12 protein-coding genes and 1 tRNA gene are annotated in these 14,799 nt (G+C 42.2%); 8 read left to right on the forward strand and 5 right to left on the reverse strand.

Annotation, left to right across the window (positions count from 1 at the left end):
- Positions 1-353 precede the first annotated feature (353 nt).
- The 6 genes from WKK05_RS25105 (at position 354) to WKK05_RS25130 (ending at position 6,231) form a co-directional block, all read left to right on the forward strand.
- Positions 354-3,686: a pentapeptide repeat-containing protein gene (locus WKK05_RS25105; RefSeq protein ID WP_341525763.1), complete on the forward strand. Its 3,333-nt coding sequence runs from the start codon at positions 354-356 to the stop codon at positions 3,684-3,686.
- A gap of 129 nt (positions 3,687-3,815) precedes the next feature.
- Positions 3,816-4,376 carry a Uma2 family endonuclease gene (locus WKK05_RS25110; protein ID WP_341525764.1) on the forward strand — a complete coding sequence of 187 codons (561 nt, stop codon included), beginning with the start codon at positions 3,816-3,818 and terminating at the stop codon, positions 4,374-4,376.
- Positions 4,377-4,529: 153 nt separating this feature from the next.
- A complete protein-coding gene (locus tag WKK05_RS25115) occupies positions 4,530-4,853 on the forward strand; it encodes a hypothetical protein (RefSeq protein ID WP_341525765.1) in 324 nt (107 codons plus the stop codon).
- A 73-nt stretch (positions 4,854-4,926) separates the two neighbouring features.
- A complete protein-coding gene (locus tag WKK05_RS25120) occupies positions 4,927-5,487 on the forward strand; it encodes a Uma2 family endonuclease (RefSeq protein WP_341525766.1) in 561 nt (186 codons plus the stop codon).
- Between the two features lie 72 nt (positions 5,488-5,559).
- The gene (locus WKK05_RS25125) at positions 5,560-5,886 is read left to right on the forward strand and encodes a DUF433 domain-containing protein (protein WP_341525767.1); all 327 of its coding nucleotides are present in this window, start codon (positions 5,560-5,562) and stop codon (positions 5,884-5,886) included.
- Between the two features lie 3 nt (positions 5,887-5,889).
- Positions 5,890-6,231, forward strand: coding sequence for a DUF5615 family PIN-like protein (locus tag WKK05_RS25130; RefSeq protein ID WP_341525768.1), 342 nt, complete (start codon positions 5,890-5,892; stop codon positions 6,229-6,231).
- A 122-nt stretch (positions 6,232-6,353) separates the two neighbouring features.
- Here the strand turns inward: WKK05_RS25130 and ftsH are convergent, their stop codons facing one another.
- Positions 6,354-8,288 (reverse strand): ATP-dependent zinc metalloprotease FtsH, encoded by a 1,935-nt coding sequence (ftsH, locus tag WKK05_RS25135; protein ID WP_341525769.1) that lies wholly within the window; start codon positions 8,286-8,288, stop codon positions 6,354-6,356.
- 266 nt (positions 8,289-8,554) lie between these two features.
- Between ftsH and WKK05_RS25140 the strand changes: the two genes are divergently transcribed.
- Together WKK05_RS25140 and WKK05_RS25145 are read left to right on the forward strand one after the other, a co-directional pair.
- Positions 8,555-8,746, forward strand: a complete 192-nt coding sequence (locus WKK05_RS25140) for a hypothetical protein (protein WP_341525770.1) — start codon at positions 8,555-8,557, stop codon at positions 8,744-8,746.
- 131 nt (positions 8,747-8,877) lie between these two features.
- Positions 8,878-10,008 carry an AI-2E family transporter gene (locus WKK05_RS25145; protein ID WP_341525771.1) on the forward strand — a complete coding sequence of 377 codons (1,131 nt, stop codon included), beginning with the start codon at positions 8,878-8,880 and terminating at the stop codon, positions 10,006-10,008.
- Between the two features lie 189 nt (positions 10,009-10,197).
- Here the strand turns inward: WKK05_RS25145 and WKK05_RS25150 are convergent.
- The 4 genes from WKK05_RS25150 to WKK05_RS25165 all read right to left on the reverse strand — a co-directional run bounded on the left by WKK05_RS25150 (position 10,198) and on the right by WKK05_RS25165 (position 14,760).
- Positions 10,198-10,269 (reverse strand) — tRNA-Lys (locus WKK05_RS25150).
- A gap of 62 nt (positions 10,270-10,331) precedes the next feature.
- A complete protein-coding gene (locus WKK05_RS25155; protein WP_341525772.1) occupies positions 10,332-12,581 on the reverse strand; it encodes a GAF domain-containing protein in 2,250 nt (749 codons plus the stop codon).
- Positions 12,582-12,952: 371 nt separating this feature from the next.
- The gene (locus WKK05_RS25160; protein WP_341525773.1) at positions 12,953-13,522 is read right to left on the reverse strand and encodes a hypothetical protein; all 570 of its coding nucleotides are present in this window, start codon (positions 13,520-13,522) and stop codon (positions 12,953-12,955) included.
- The gene (locus WKK05_RS25165; RefSeq protein ID WP_341525774.1) at positions 13,522-14,760 is read right to left on the reverse strand and encodes a glycoside hydrolase family 10 protein; all 1,239 of its coding nucleotides are present in this window, start codon (positions 14,758-14,760) and stop codon (positions 13,522-13,524) included. The genes WKK05_RS25160 and WKK05_RS25165 overlap by 1 nt, the downstream gene beginning before the upstream one ends.
- Between the last annotated feature and the right edge of the window lie 39 nt (positions 14,761-14,799).

The following is a 14,799-nucleotide window of genomic DNA, read 5'->3' on the forward strand; positions in this document are numbered from 1 at the left end:
GGCTTCTACACCTCTAAGTGAAACTTAAAACTGCACTAACAGCGTTTCCAAGTAGCGAGTGAAATTATATACAATAGCTTATCAGTTGCCTATACTCAATGATACCGAGTTAGAACTGACAGTTAAACAAGTTTTTAGCTGGTTGACTATGAGTTAAGTAATATAGCAGTTCTCAGTTGAGTGTAATAAAGACCTAGCCCCCAACCCCTTCCCTACTAGTGTTGGGGAGTAAGACTCAAAGCCTCTCTCCTTTTAGGAGAGAGGTTTGGAGAGAAGTCAAAATCTATTGCATACAAACGAGAAGCGCTATACAGGTGCATTTTTACCAAATTAATGCTGTTGGAGAATAGTCTATGGCGATGACGAAACTCTGGAAGTTTTTGCGAAACATTCAGGAGTTGAACTGGACACAAGGGGTAGAGGTAACAAAAACTGGAGCCGAAGCAGCTAAAGCCGTGCTTGATTTGGCAAAAGCAATCAAAGAGCAAAAACCCAACGTTCAAAACTTCAAACCATATCTAGAACAGATTTCGTCGCTATTAGATGTCTTTAATTCTCCTCTCGGTCAAATTACCAAAGAAGTAATTCCCTTTGCACCCATCGCTATTACTATCCTAAAGTTCATTGTTGATGCAACCGACAAAGAGCCAAGTTTAGAAAACTGTGTACTGCTAGTTAGTCAGGCTGCATATATAGATAGCTTTCAGGATATTCTCAAACAAGATTCCGAATTACTCAAGAAAATTGATCCAAACTTCCCAGCTTCTCATGCTTTAGCTTTGCAGATTCAGACATTGGGTGAGCAAGAGTTTGAACAGCGGGAAGTGAAAAAAGCAATTCTCTATTTTCACGAATCTCAACTAGCAGAATCATTTAATCAGATATTACAGCAACGCTTGCAAGAAGCCGGATTAGATGAGACAGAAGCAAAAACCTTAACTGAGCGAGTGGCGCGTCACACCGATGATAAGATGCAAGACGCATTGGTAGAAGTCGGAGAGAAAGCAGACAAACTTTGGAAATGGTACAGTGCCGGAGGAAAAGAAAAGCTAGAGAAAAATCTGGATATTGAAGATTATTTAGAAAAGATAATTCAACCAAAGCCAGAAGAAAACATTTTTGATGAAACCCATATTACCTTTCGCGATTTGTATGTACCGTTGCAAGTCAAACAAGTCGATACTAAAGACGATGCAAATGTTGAATTGGAAGCATGGGTTAAGGCAATACTGAATGATGCAGACACAAAACAGAAACAAGTTTTGTTTATTCAGGGCGAAGCCGGACGGGGCAAAAGTGTCTTTTGTCGGATGTTTGCTGATTGGGTGCGGCGAGAATTGCATCCGACTTTTACCCCAATTCTGATTCGGTTGCGAGATTTGCGCGTACTAAAAGATAACTTAACTGATACTCTAGAAAACTATTTACAACACCTTGATTTTGTCACCAGTGATTCAGGCTGGCTGACCGATAAAAATACTCGCTTTTTATTTTTCTTGGATGGGTTTGATGAGTTGTTGCTGGAAGGACGTGCCAGTGGCGGCTTGAAGGAATTTTTAGAACAGGTGGAACAGTATCAAAAAGACCGCCTTTGTCATCATCAGTTTTTAGTTACTGGTCGTCCTCTAGCCTTGCAAGGAATTGAGCGGTTTCTTTCACAAACCAAAAGCTTAAAGCGCGTCGAACTTCAACCAATGGATGACTCGCTGCGGCAAATATGGCTGGAAAAATGGGCGGTTGCAACTCAAGTTAACAAGAGTGAGTTTGAAGAATTTTTGCAGGCTTGCCCTGATGAAGTCAAAGATAACCTAGCACGAGAACCTTTACTACTCTATTTACTGGCGCGGATGCACCGAGACAAACGTCTCAACGTCCAAATGTTTGCAGGCGCAGACGGTATTAAGGCAAAAATCCGCATCTATGATGAAGCGGTGAAGTGGGTACTAGAAAAACAGCGTGACAGTGAAAATCAGAATGATAACTCCCGCTTGACTGGATTGGAGAGCGAAGATTTGCGGCAATTTCTCACCGAAGCCGCTTTGTGTGTGGTGCAGTCTGGGAATGATTGTGCCAGAGTGACGATGTTAGAAGCACGACTTAAAGACAGTAATAACCCAGCTGCAAAGTTAATTCAGCAAGCGAGACAGGAAAATGCCTCCCAAAAAAATCAACAAGATAAGCTACTCAATAATCTGTTGACGGCATTTTATATTAAACCAGCTTCAGGCGATCGCGGCGGCTCTGTTGAATTTGTCCACAAGAGTTTTTGCGAGTTTTTATTGGCAGAACGGTTAATAGAAAGCTTTGGAGATTGGACAACCAAAGTAAGCAAGCGTCAGCGCGAAGAAGATTTGGTTAGCACAGCCGCGATGGATAAGCAGATTTACGATTTATTAGGTTATGGGAATTTAACGCCTGCGATTGCGGAATATTTGATGGGGTTGTTGACTGAGAGTTCAGAATTTCAAGACGTGGAACGCTTGTGTAGATTGTTTCAAAGATTGGAGCAATTCTATTTTCGTTGGTGCGATGGCGAATTTATTGATGCAGACGATGTAAACCTGCCTCAGATGAAGAAAAAACAATTGAAAGAGCAATTACCAGAGCGAGAAAATCACTTGGGATTGCGAGAAGTGGATGTGTATACAGGGCTGAACGTGTTGATTTTGCTTCTAGAGTTGCATCACTATAGCCAAACAAAAGACGACCTCAAAGAAAAAATCAACTTTTACCCCTGCGGTCAACCTAATAGCGATCAATTTGACTCACAACGCTTGCTGCGTCTTATCCACTACAGTGAGTGTCTGAATGTCTCTTTTAGGGACAACTTAAGATTGTCTTTCAGGGATGCCAACCTCAGAGGTGCCGAGCTGTGGAATTCCAACCTCTGGGATACCAACCTCAGCCGTGCCGACCTCAGGGGTGCCGATCTCACCCTTGCCGACCTCTGGAATACCAACTTCAGCAGTGCCGATCTTAGGGATGCCCGCCTCAGGAGTACCTACCTTGGGTATACCAACTTCAGCAGTGCCGACCTCAGAAATGCCGACTTCTGGAATGCCGATTTCAGCAGTGCTAACCTCAGCGGTGCTAACCTCAGCGGTGCTGACCTCAGCAGTGCCGAACTCTGGAATGCCGACTTTAGGGCTGCCAATCTCGAAGCAGTTGTATGGAACAGTGACACAAAATGGTTTAATGCTAAGAGGCTGCATGAAGCAGTAGGCGTATCTTCAGAGTTAGCGAAACACCCAGCTTTTGCGGCTGCGGCTTCCTTAAGTCAGGGCATCAGTTGGGTAAGAGAAGGCAAAATTAAAGAAGCACAGCAAGCTTTCAAACAAGCCCAAATATTTGACCCTAGTTTGATCAACTCTGCTGAATTTTGGAGTAGTATTTGCTGGGTTGGCTGTTTATACGGTTATGCTAAAGCTGTTCTCCGCTTCGGTGAAAAAGCTGTAACCTTAAACCCTGACAATAAACGCTATCAAAACAATCGAGGACTGGCTAGAGTACTGACAGGCGACTTGGTAGGCGCATTAGAAGATTTTCAGGCTGCTGTAGAAAGTAACAGACTTGATTACTCAGACCATGTGAAGCAGCGACGGCTACGCTGGATAGAAGCACTGAAGTCAGGAAATAATCCCCTCACGCCAGAGGAATTAGAGGAACTGCGGCAGGTTGAGGGCTAGGCTAATTCGTAATTCGTAATTCGTAATTCGTAATTAGTCAGTAGGGTAGCAAGGCAAAAATCTTTGTAACTTAGTAATCAACTAAAATCAAACTAAAGCTATTGTCGAAGCGGTAGAAAGAAGGCGGCTATGACGGTAACTACCTATAAATGGACAATTGAACGCTATCACCGAGCAATAGAAGCAGGCATCTTTGATGACCAACCCATTGAACTATTGCGTGGCGACCTCATAGTTATGCCCCCAGAACGAGAACCTCATGCCTACTACAATACCGAAGCAGCTGATTATCTCCGCACATTGCTTGGTGAACGGGCAAAAATCCGTGATGCCAAACCCATCACCCTACCCAACGACTCAGAACCCGTCCCCGATGTTGCTATTGTTAAACCTTTAGGGGAAGTTTACTTAGAACACCATCCCTACCCTGAAGATATTTTCTGGATTATAGAATTTTCTCAATCTACTTTGAGCAAAGACTTAGGTGATAAAAAAGACATCTATGCAGAAGCAGGCATTGCTGAATATTGGGTAGTCAATCTCAAAAATTCTCAGTTGTTAGTATTTCGAGACTTAAAAAATGGGCAATACACAACTGAACTGACATTAACCACAGATACTATTGTCCCCTTAGCCTTTGGTGATATATCCGTTCAAGTTAATCGCCTTGTAGGTTTACCAAAAAGATAATTTTTAGCACCTGTCACAAGTGAAGGACGTTAGGCGTAGCAAGCTTTAAGAGTAGGCGATCGCTAAAGCGATAACGCACCCAACTACATAGCTACCAGAGCAGCGATCGCTATTGGTACTGCAAGTAAAGATGGATTGGGTTTATCAAAAAATATGAGACTTCAAAATCGATTATTTAAACTCATTACTTTTGTACTTTCAACGATAATAATTATTGGAATAAATCTTGTCTTGCTTAGGTCAAGTAGAGATTTACGTTTATATTTTATCAATAACAAAGTTGAGCTATATCATGCTTATTCTTTATTTCAAATAGCTACACATATTGTGAAAGTTTTTGGAGCAACTATAGTTGAAGTGGCTTTTGTATGGTTATTAGTAGTTTTAAATACTATGTCTCTAAAATCCGGTTTAATCATTACTTTGGTTTTACTTATCTTTAGTGGAATTATAATTTTAGTGCCACTTACTATTTAAACTAAATTCTTCCTCTAACTGTCGTTTAGCAAGTTCGCACATAATTCAATTATCAACTTCATACTATTTGCTTATGATTATTGCCAGTCAACCCCAACTAACTTTAGACGAGTTCCTTAAACTGCCGGAAACTGAACCAGCATCAGATTTTCTTAAGGGAGAAATTATTCAAAAACCCATGCCTCAAGGCGAACATAGCTTGCTCCAATCTACTCTTTGCGAAACAATTAACGGTATAGCTAGAAGCCAGAAAATTGCTTACGCTTTCCCCGAGCTACGTTGCACCTTTGGCGGTGCTTCTATCGTCCCTGATGTCGCTGTGTTTCGCTGGGATAGAATTCCTAAAACTTCAACTGGCAGAATTGTTAATCGCTTTGAAATTCATCCCGACTGGGCAATTGAGATTGTTTACCCAGACCAAAGATTAAAAAAAGTGTTGAGTAAATTATTCCATTGTTCGCGCAATGGTACTGAACTCGGCTGGTTAATCAACCCAGAAGATGAAAGTGTGCTGGGGATTTTTCCCGGACAGCGGGTGGAATTATACGAAGGTGCTGATAAGTTACCCATACTTGAGGGTATCGAGTTGGAACTGACTGTGGAACAGATTTTTGGTTGGTTGACTTTGAGTTGAGGTAAAGTTCAAGTTAACTCAGCTGATAAAATTTTAAATGTAGCCTCCCGCAACAACAAAGAAATTATATTCGTGACACTCAAAGACTTAGAGCAACAACTTCTTGCCCTCAGCCCTCATGAAAAAGTGCAAGCTATTCAGCTACTAGCTCAAAGTCTGGGTAGCAATTGGCAAGGAATTGAGAAAACCCCTAGAGTCTGTGGTGGAGAAGCTCGTATCGCTAATACTCGTATTCCCATCTGGGTACTTGTGGAAGCTCGTGGTCTTGGATACAGTGATGCAGACATTTTGACAAGCTATCCAACTATTACCACCACTGATTTAGCCAATGCTTGGGCATACGCAAAAGCTCACCCTGATGAAATCCAACTGGCAATTGAGCGCAATGAGGTAGCCTAATTGATGGCACGTTTTTACGCGGATGAGCAGTTTCCGTTTCCAGTAGTAGAATTATTACGTGCTTTAGGGCATGATGTTTTGACAGTTCAAGAAGCAGGCAATGCATCTCAAGGTATATCTGATGACGAAGTGCTAGTATTTGCCATCAGCCAAGAACGCTCAATATTAACTATCAATCGAGATGATTTCATCCGCTTGCATCGTCGTAACTCCAAACACTGCGGTATTATTGTTTGCACCAACAATCGCAACTGGGAACAGTTCGCAGCACGGATAGATGAGGCTGTCACAGTAGAGGAAACTTTACAATGCAAACTAATTCGTGTGGTACGTCCTGCCAATTGAAGATTCTATCGAAAACGCATAAATATACAATATAAGCAGGTATTTGCCAGTGTATAGTTGATAAACTGCCCATTAAAAAAGCGTAGGTTTCGCCTACGCTTTTTTAATTCAATCCCAAATTGTTAGTTCAAAATAGATTGCAGCAGTGGTTTATCTTCTGATAACTTACCTGTACGCAACCATTCTGTAAGTTCATCTGGTGTTCTTGCTTGCTTGAGGTGTTCCCGGAGTTGAGAACCTTCCAAAATTTCTTTTTGCAATAGTTCTTGTGCGGTTTCCTCTAACAACTCGCGGTTGTTTTGCAGAATACTCAAGGCGATATGATGAGCATTATCTACTATCTGCTTAACTTCGCGGTCAATTTCCTCAGCTACTTTCGGACTAATAGAACGACGCGGGTTGCCGTAACCTTCGATAAATTGCTGTTGAATTTTCTCAAATGCCACAGGCCCAAGTTTATCGCTCATCCCGTATAAAGTAACGTAGCGTTCTGCCAAGTCTGTAGCTTTCTGAATATCGTCGCTTGCACCAGTGGAAACTTTGCCAAAGACGATTTCTTCAGCAGAACGTCCACCTAATAGAGTCGCAATCCGTCCGCGAATTTCGTCTTCTACCATCAAGAAGCGGTCTTCTTCTGGCATCTGAATTGTGTAACCCAAAGCACCTACACCACGAGGCACAACTGAGATTTTTTCGACTTTACCAGCACCAGGCATCAATGCACCGATGATAGCGTGACCAACTTCGTGATAAGCTACGGTCTTTTTCTCAGTTTCATTCAGAACACGAGAGCGTTTTTCTAAACCAGCAACCAAGCGCTCGATCGCTTCGTTGAAATCTGCCATGATTACAGCTTGGCGATTTTGTCTTGCTGCTAACAGCGCAGCTTCATTCACAAGGTTTGCTAAATCTGCGCCAGCAAAACCGGGAGTTCTGATAGCGATAGTGCCTAAATCGACATCATCAGCCAATTTGACGTTTCTGGCATGGACTTTCAGAATCGCTTCGCGACCAATTTTATCAGGGCGATCAACTACAATTAGGCGGTCAAATCGACCAGGACGGCGTAAAGCAGGGTCGAGAACTTCGGGACGGTTGGTGGCGGCGATGATAATTACGCCTGTGTTGGCATCAAAGCCATCCATTTCGGTGAGTAACTGGTTGAGGGTTTGTTCGCGTTCATCGTTACCACCGACGAATCCGCTACCACCACGAGACTTACCTAATGCGTCTAATTCGTCAATAAAGACAATACAAGGAGCTTGCTGTTTAGCTTGTTCAAATAAGTCGCGGACGCGTGCAGCACCGACACCAACGAACAATTCGATAAATTCTGAGCCAGAAATGCTGAAGAAAGGAACGCCAGCTTCCCCGGCGATCGCTTTTGCCAGTAATGTTTTACCTGTTCCTGGAGGCCCTACGAGCAATGCACCTTTGGGAATTTTTGCACCCAAGTTGGTGTATTTACTAGCATTCTTCAGAAAATCGACAATTTCTTCTAGTTCTACTTTTGCCTCGTCTACACCAGCCACATCTGTAAATTTGACGCCAGTGCTACCTTCGGAATAGATGCGGGCTTTGCTTTTACCTACCGTTAGTGCAGCCGGGCCGCCACCTTGACGATTGACTAAAAATCCCCAAATGCCAAAGAAAATTAACGGTGGTGCTACCCAACTAAGTAAAGTGCCAATCCAGCCATTTGGATCTGGTGGTGGTGCAGCAAAGTTAACATGATGGTCACGGAGAATTTTGGGTAAATCTAGATCAATTGCTACTGGTGTAGTAGTAAATACTTGTTCTGTGGGTTTGCCATCTGGAGTTTGAGTTTTGATGGAGTATTCAATGCGATCGCTACCCACAATTGCCCGATCTACTTTTCCCGCTTCTACCTGAGCAATAAAATCGCTGTAGGGAACTTGTAGCGATCGCGGGCTGAAGAAGCTAGGAACAATAAAGTTAAGTACTAACAGCAGTGTTAGGAAAATTAGGAAGCTGCCGCCAACCTGACGCACCTTGGGCGGTTTGATAGGCTTTTTATTATTAGTTTCAACAGGCATTTTGATGTTTCCTCAAATTGAATTCGTCCTTTGTCATTAGTCATTTCTCCTCTGTGCTTACGAATAACCAAGGACAAATGACTACTTTCTAATGACTGATTTTTCAGATCAATAACAGGGCAAATAGACCCTCCAAAGCAATGCCATCAAACACACCAGCACTCACTCAGAGCTTGAATATCTTTCAGATAGGTCTATTCTAGAAATGAGATGGTGCAGCCCAAGTTAGTGTAACCCTACAAAAAAATGTGTATTGCCGTACTCTTATGGAAAATCAACTAGGATTTGTTTTTAAATTACTTCTACTTTCGGCTTTGCTGTCGCTACTAATTAAGTACGCAGCACCGAGTTTAGCAATTGCGGCAACAGCAACCAATGCGCTGATTATAGTTTTGTTACCACCTGCAATTATGGCGATCGCTTTACTGTGGCGTTTCCAAAGACAGAACCAAAATTAACTTAAACCATCTACGCAGAAGTTGCTAAAATCAGCTAACGTGTCTGAAATTGATTGCACTCAGTACTTATTACTTAGCACTCAGGATTCAGCACTCTTCATTGCATCTTGCCAACCATTGGGAGACAGCCTGTGAACCTTGGTCAATGGATCGGTTTAATCGCCATACTTATTTCTTTATACATATTGTGGCAAATCAAAGAAGTACTTTTACTGATGTTTGCCGCAGTTGTGTTAGCGACTACCTTAAATCGGTTAGCGAAACGGTTCCAGCGCTTAGGCATGAAGCGTGGATTAGCTGTTTTGTTGTCGGTGGCTATCTTTTTTGCAGGCGTCGTGGGTTTTTTCGGTCTGATTGTGCCGCCTTTTGCACAGCAGTTTCAAGAACTAACCTATCGTGTTCCTCAAGGGTTTGAGCGCTTTAATAGTTGGCTAGATGCACTCAGAACTCGCATTCCTAATGAGTTAGTTCCTTACATCCCGGATCTTAATAGCCTAATCCAACAAGCACAACCCATCGTCAATCGAGTATTAGGAAACTCTTTTGCCTTTGTCTCCGGCTCTTTAGAAGTTGTTTTGAAGATTTTGCTGGTACTAGTTTTAACAGGGATGATGTTAGCCAATCCCCACGCTTACCGCAAAGTATTTGTCCGGGTGTTTCCCTCGTTTTATCGGTGGCGGGTAGAGGGAATTTTAGATAAATGCGAAGTCTCGTTAGGGGGGTGGGTAACAGGTGCTTTCTTTGCTATGGGTGTAGTAGCACTGATGAGCGTAGTTGGCTTATCAATTTTAGGTGTCAAAGCAGCATTGGCTTTAGGCGTATTAGCAGGATTTTTGAACTTAATCCCTAACCTGGGCCCAACTTTGAGTGTGATCCCAGCAATGGCGATCGCTCTTTTGGATAATCCCTGGAAAGTTGTTGCTGTTTTGATTCTCTACTTCATTATTCAACAAGTTGAGAGCAATTTCATCACACCCGTTGTCATGGCACATCAAGTTTCTTTGCTACCTGCTCTAACTTTAATTGCCCAGCTATTTTTCGTTACTTTCTTTGGGTTTTTAGGATTATTTTTGGCACTACCCTTGACTGTTGTTGCTAAAATTTGGGTGCAAGAAGTTTTGATTGAAGATGTTTTAGATAAATGGGGAGATCATCATCAACAAGATACTGAGTTGGTGATAGTTTCAGACTCTCGCAAAGCCGATGAACTTGCGAAATCTAATGATGCTTGGGATACAGAAATTCCAAATAATGATGAGTAGAAATATTTGCTTGCTACATAGATAATTTGTTTAAAGCCTAAATTAACTTTTCTCTAAGTAAGTTCTAGGCAAAACCTTCTAACTATTGCTGTTTATTGAAAATTACCATACAACTTTAAAAACTTGTTCTACAAGCTTTTTTATTTTTGCTTGCTTTGCACCAAGCAATCATCATCTAATTAATAGCAGTGGGTGACGAGGGATTTGAACCCGCAACCAATAGATTAAGAGTCTACTGCTCTACCGTTGAGCTAGTCACCCACACAGAAGACGATGATAGCAAACTTTTGATTAATTTACCAGCGCGGCAGATGAGTAATCTGTTAAAGCAGGAATTTAACGGTAAAAGTAGTTTGGCCTGCTGCACTCTCTACATCAATTGAGCCGCCTAAATGCCTAACCATTTTTTGCACTAATGCCAGTTCCAGCCCAGTACCACTATGCTTCCAAGAATCGTGTTTGGAAAGGTGATAGAACGGCTCGAAAATACGCGATCGCTCATTGTTGGTGATCTCTACTCCAGAATTGCAGATGCTCAGCTTGAGTGCGTTCTCTATCATGTGAGCAGAGACTGTGATTGATTCGCCCGCTGAAGTGTATTTGCAGGCATGGTTGAGCAGTTCGGTGATGATTCGCTCTAAGTCGGTGATATCTGTCTCAAAAAGTGGGAGTGCATGATCAACAGTTAGCTTTAAATGCTGTCGCTGGCAACTGGTGAGTTCTCGAAAAGACTCGACGATGGGGTGAAGCCAAGTTTGCAAGTCAATCGCGATTAAAGTTGGGGGATCGGGTTCGGCTTCGAGATATGTGAGGGTAAGCAAATCGTTAATTAACTTATTTTCTCGCCCACATTCGTTATGCAAAATCTGCAATAGTTGCGGAACTATCTCGATATCTAAGACTCCTTCCGATGTCAGCACACTTTCGAGGGTTTGGGCTGCAAGGCTAATGCTAGTAACTGGTGTCCGCAGTTCTTGGGAAAGGGTGCGGAGAAATTCATTTTTGCGGCGTTCGTGTTTTTCTAGTTCTTTAACGTGTGTCTGAGTTTTTTCATAAAGCTGAGCTTGGCGAATGGCGATCGCACATTCACTTGCTATCTGCTGCACTAACCCAACTTCAAATTCATCAAAGCATTCTTGTGATGGTCTTGTCACCCAAATATTTCCCAAAATCCCTTGAGTATCGAAAATAGGACAAGCCATCTGTGCAACAACCAGCAAATTTGGTTGCCATCCAGGAACAATTTCTAAATATTGCAGAGGTTGATTTTGCAACAGTGGTTGATAAACTTCAGGAGAGTCTGCAACCTGTCGCGTTGATCCCTGGCACTGGGGTAGGGTATTCGTGTACTCGTAGGCAACAGTTACCAGGGTGTGGCAGGTGTCATAGAGTTCGATTTGGCAACGATCAAGATTGAGTATCTGTGCCAATTCCTGGGTGAGTGTTTGCAATACCTGATTTTTATCCAGGTTGTCCCGGATTTGTTCTGTCATGCGCCGCACCAAGGCATCAAAGTTCCGCACTTGCTGCAACTGGGCTTTGTGCTTCTGTTTTTTAAATTCCAACTTAGCTTTAATATCTTTAAGCTGCTGATGCAGTTCTGCCTGTTGCACAGCGATTCCCATTTGAGTCGCCAAATGCTTGAGCAAATCAATTTCTGTCTGTTGCCATTGATGTGGTTCACGGCAATGCTGGGCAATCAACAGCCCCCACACATCTTGCTCTAAGAAAATTGGCACAACCAGATTGGCTCTCACCTGCAAAGAGGCGAGTAAGTCTATTTGGCAAGGATGCAAACCCGCTGCATAAATATCCTCGACAACTTGAATGCAACCCCGTCCGTAACGTTCTCTAGGTTTGCTACTCAAGCAGGGATCATAAATATTTTTTCCCAACAGCGGACTACTTTCAGCCACAGTTGATTCAGCAACAATCAATCCACTACCATCTGGCTCAAAACGATAAATCAGCACGCGATCACTTTCCAGAAACTGCCGCAGTTCTTGTGTTGTCTGATGGAGAATTGTTTCTAAATCTAGAGATTGGTGAATCCTAGAGGCGATCGCTTCTAGTAACTGTTCTCGTTCTGCTTGAAGTCCGACGGCTTGTTCTGCTCGCTTGGCAGTGGTGATATTGCTACTAGTACCAATTAATCGGTAAATCCTAGAATTAGCATCCCGTAATGGGGTGAGTGTTGTACTCCACCAAGTAGTAATTCCTTGAAATTGCAAACATTGTTCGTAAGAAATGGTTTTGCCGAAGCGCACACAGTCTGTATAGTGCTGACGCACTCTGGCCGCATCGATGGCAGAGAGAATATCCTCTGGTTTTTTGCCTTTTAGCTCCTCTGAGCGAATGCCTAACCACCTTTCATGAGTGGGATTTAGTGCCACGTACTGAAAATCCCCGTCCTCCAGAACATCTACTACAAATATAGATGCCTGCACAGAATCGTACATACTCAGTAGAAACTGCTCACTACTGGTTTTATTATTTACTTCTGTATCGAAAAGAATCTGAGGAGGAGATAGTTGTGTCAACTCTAAAGTTGATTCAGCTGGATTTATATTCATGCGAGAGTCCCTGTCTGGTTTTACTGACTCTTCTAGGCGCTCTCTTGTTTTTATGCTTGTATAAAGATGCCCTTTTGCGCCCGAAGCAAAGAATTGTCAGCTGTTGCTCATCGAAAATTTGGATCTTTCTCTACTTCTTATCAGAAATTTAGGAAAGCTAATAGGACTCAGCTTAACAAATCCTGCTTTTTTAAGGCGAAAGTACATTTGCTCTGTAACGCAAAGTTCCTGAGATTTATTTTTAACAGTTTCTTTAGATTGTTGCATATCTTTAACTCAATTTTATATTTTACAGGATAAAATTTTACAACAATTAATGTAACTTTCTGAAAAGTCCTGCTAGGAAAACTGCTAAAGGACGGAAGAATAGCTCACGATCGCAATTTATGAGCGTGGATTCCTGTGAAGATAGCAACCAGAGTCCAGGTGATAGCTAAACCTATGACTTCGCCTAAGAATAAATTCGTTATGTGGCGCAAAATGATCCCCATAGTAGAACCAACAGGAATAGCAACCGCCCAACTGAAGGAACTGACTAACATCCATTGCCATCCCCAAGAGACTGGCTGAGGAATTGCTAACCATTGGGCCAGTCCAACTCCAAAGCCGCCAATCGCGCCACTAATCGCCCCAGACAGAAGTCTTACAGGAAAAACTTGAGTACTTGGTACAATCCAACCGATTGCACCAATACCGATAGCCGTGATCACACTCCAACCCAAAAGACTTGACAAAACCCACCTAATACAGAATATGGGTTCTTGGAGGAGAAAGCCTTGAGGAATTGCGATCGCAATTCCACCAATAGCAGCTTGTACTACTCCAATATAGGGCTTATCGCCAATTTCAATTAATAACAAACTCAGTAAAAAACCGCTTAAAGTAGCTAGAGTCCACAGCACTATAAAGTTAAATCTAGTATTTTCCGGCGCTAATGACATCAAACTTTCTCTAGTTGTAATGGTCTGGCAGCTTTGGCATTAAAGATATCAAGAAAAGCTTTGCGTCGTTGTTGAGGGGATTCAGGCGTGATGTAACTCCACAAACTTTCCCAGTAGAAAAAAGAGATACCTGAAAAATTGCGATCGCGCACTATTTGAACCTGTTCTCTGATTTTTGCAATTGGTACAGGATTATATGTTGTCCCCGTCGATATCCCAATTCCTACTGGGATTAAACTCCGCGCCAATTCCACTGCTGGTTGTTCCAATTGGGCGATAAAACTGCTTTTGTCATTACGATATACCTGTAAAATCAACTCATCAACTAAACCTTTTTTTACCCAACTTTCCCAATCTTGTAAATAATATTTGTAGGCAAAAGCTTGAGAGTTAGGAGACAGTAATATTCTGGCTTTTGGTTTAGCAGCCTTGACAGCTTGATAGATTTCTGCCATGAAATCAGTTATTTTATCGGCTCGCCAACGCATCCATTCCGAGTTAAAAGGATTGATTGGCGGACTTTTGCCTTGATGTTCTTGCTGGTAGAGTTCGATGGTAAAGGAATCATAGCCAAACTGTACAGGCATCCCAAAATGATCATCAATTTGAATTCCGTCTACATCGTAATTTTTCACCACTTCCACAATTAACGATTGAATAAACTTTTGAACTTGTGGATGAAGAGGATTCAGCCAAGCTTGCTTAGTTACGAAGTGGTTGTTAATTTCTTCTGGCGGAACTTCTTTGATATAGTTTATACCTTCTTGCCCAATTGTTAACCAATCAGGATAACGTCTTGCTAATTGGGAATTAGGTGGTGTCATAAACCCGTATTCAAACCAGGGAATGACAGTTAAACCTTGAGCTTTGGAAAGTTTCACAAACTTTTCTAAAACATCACGTCCACCGTGCATGAATTTGAGAAAAGGTTGAGTCTCTGAACCTATAACCATTTTGGCTACAGCGCTTTTATAAAAGGTGTGTCCTCGATTCCAAACTACAGGATAAACAGTATTGAAGTTGAGTGCTGATAGTTGATTTAAAGCGCGGTTAATACCCCAAGGTACAAATAATACACCACTAGCAACATTAGTCAGCCAAACGCCGCGAATTTCTTTAGTTAAAGAAGTGTTTGTTTGAGAATAAGCTGAGGGTGAAGAGAGTGAAATTACTGTTAAATATACTACAAATCCCAAACAAAATAAGTAATAAAAAAAACGGCGAGTAATCCGATTCATCTGTAAGCGTGACCTAGTGCGATCGGAATAATACAGTAG

This window comes from Nostoc sp. UHCC 0302, from assembly GCF_038096175.1.
Taxonomy (GTDB): domain Bacteria; phylum Cyanobacteriota; class Cyanobacteriia; order Cyanobacteriales; family Nostocaceae; genus UHCC-0302.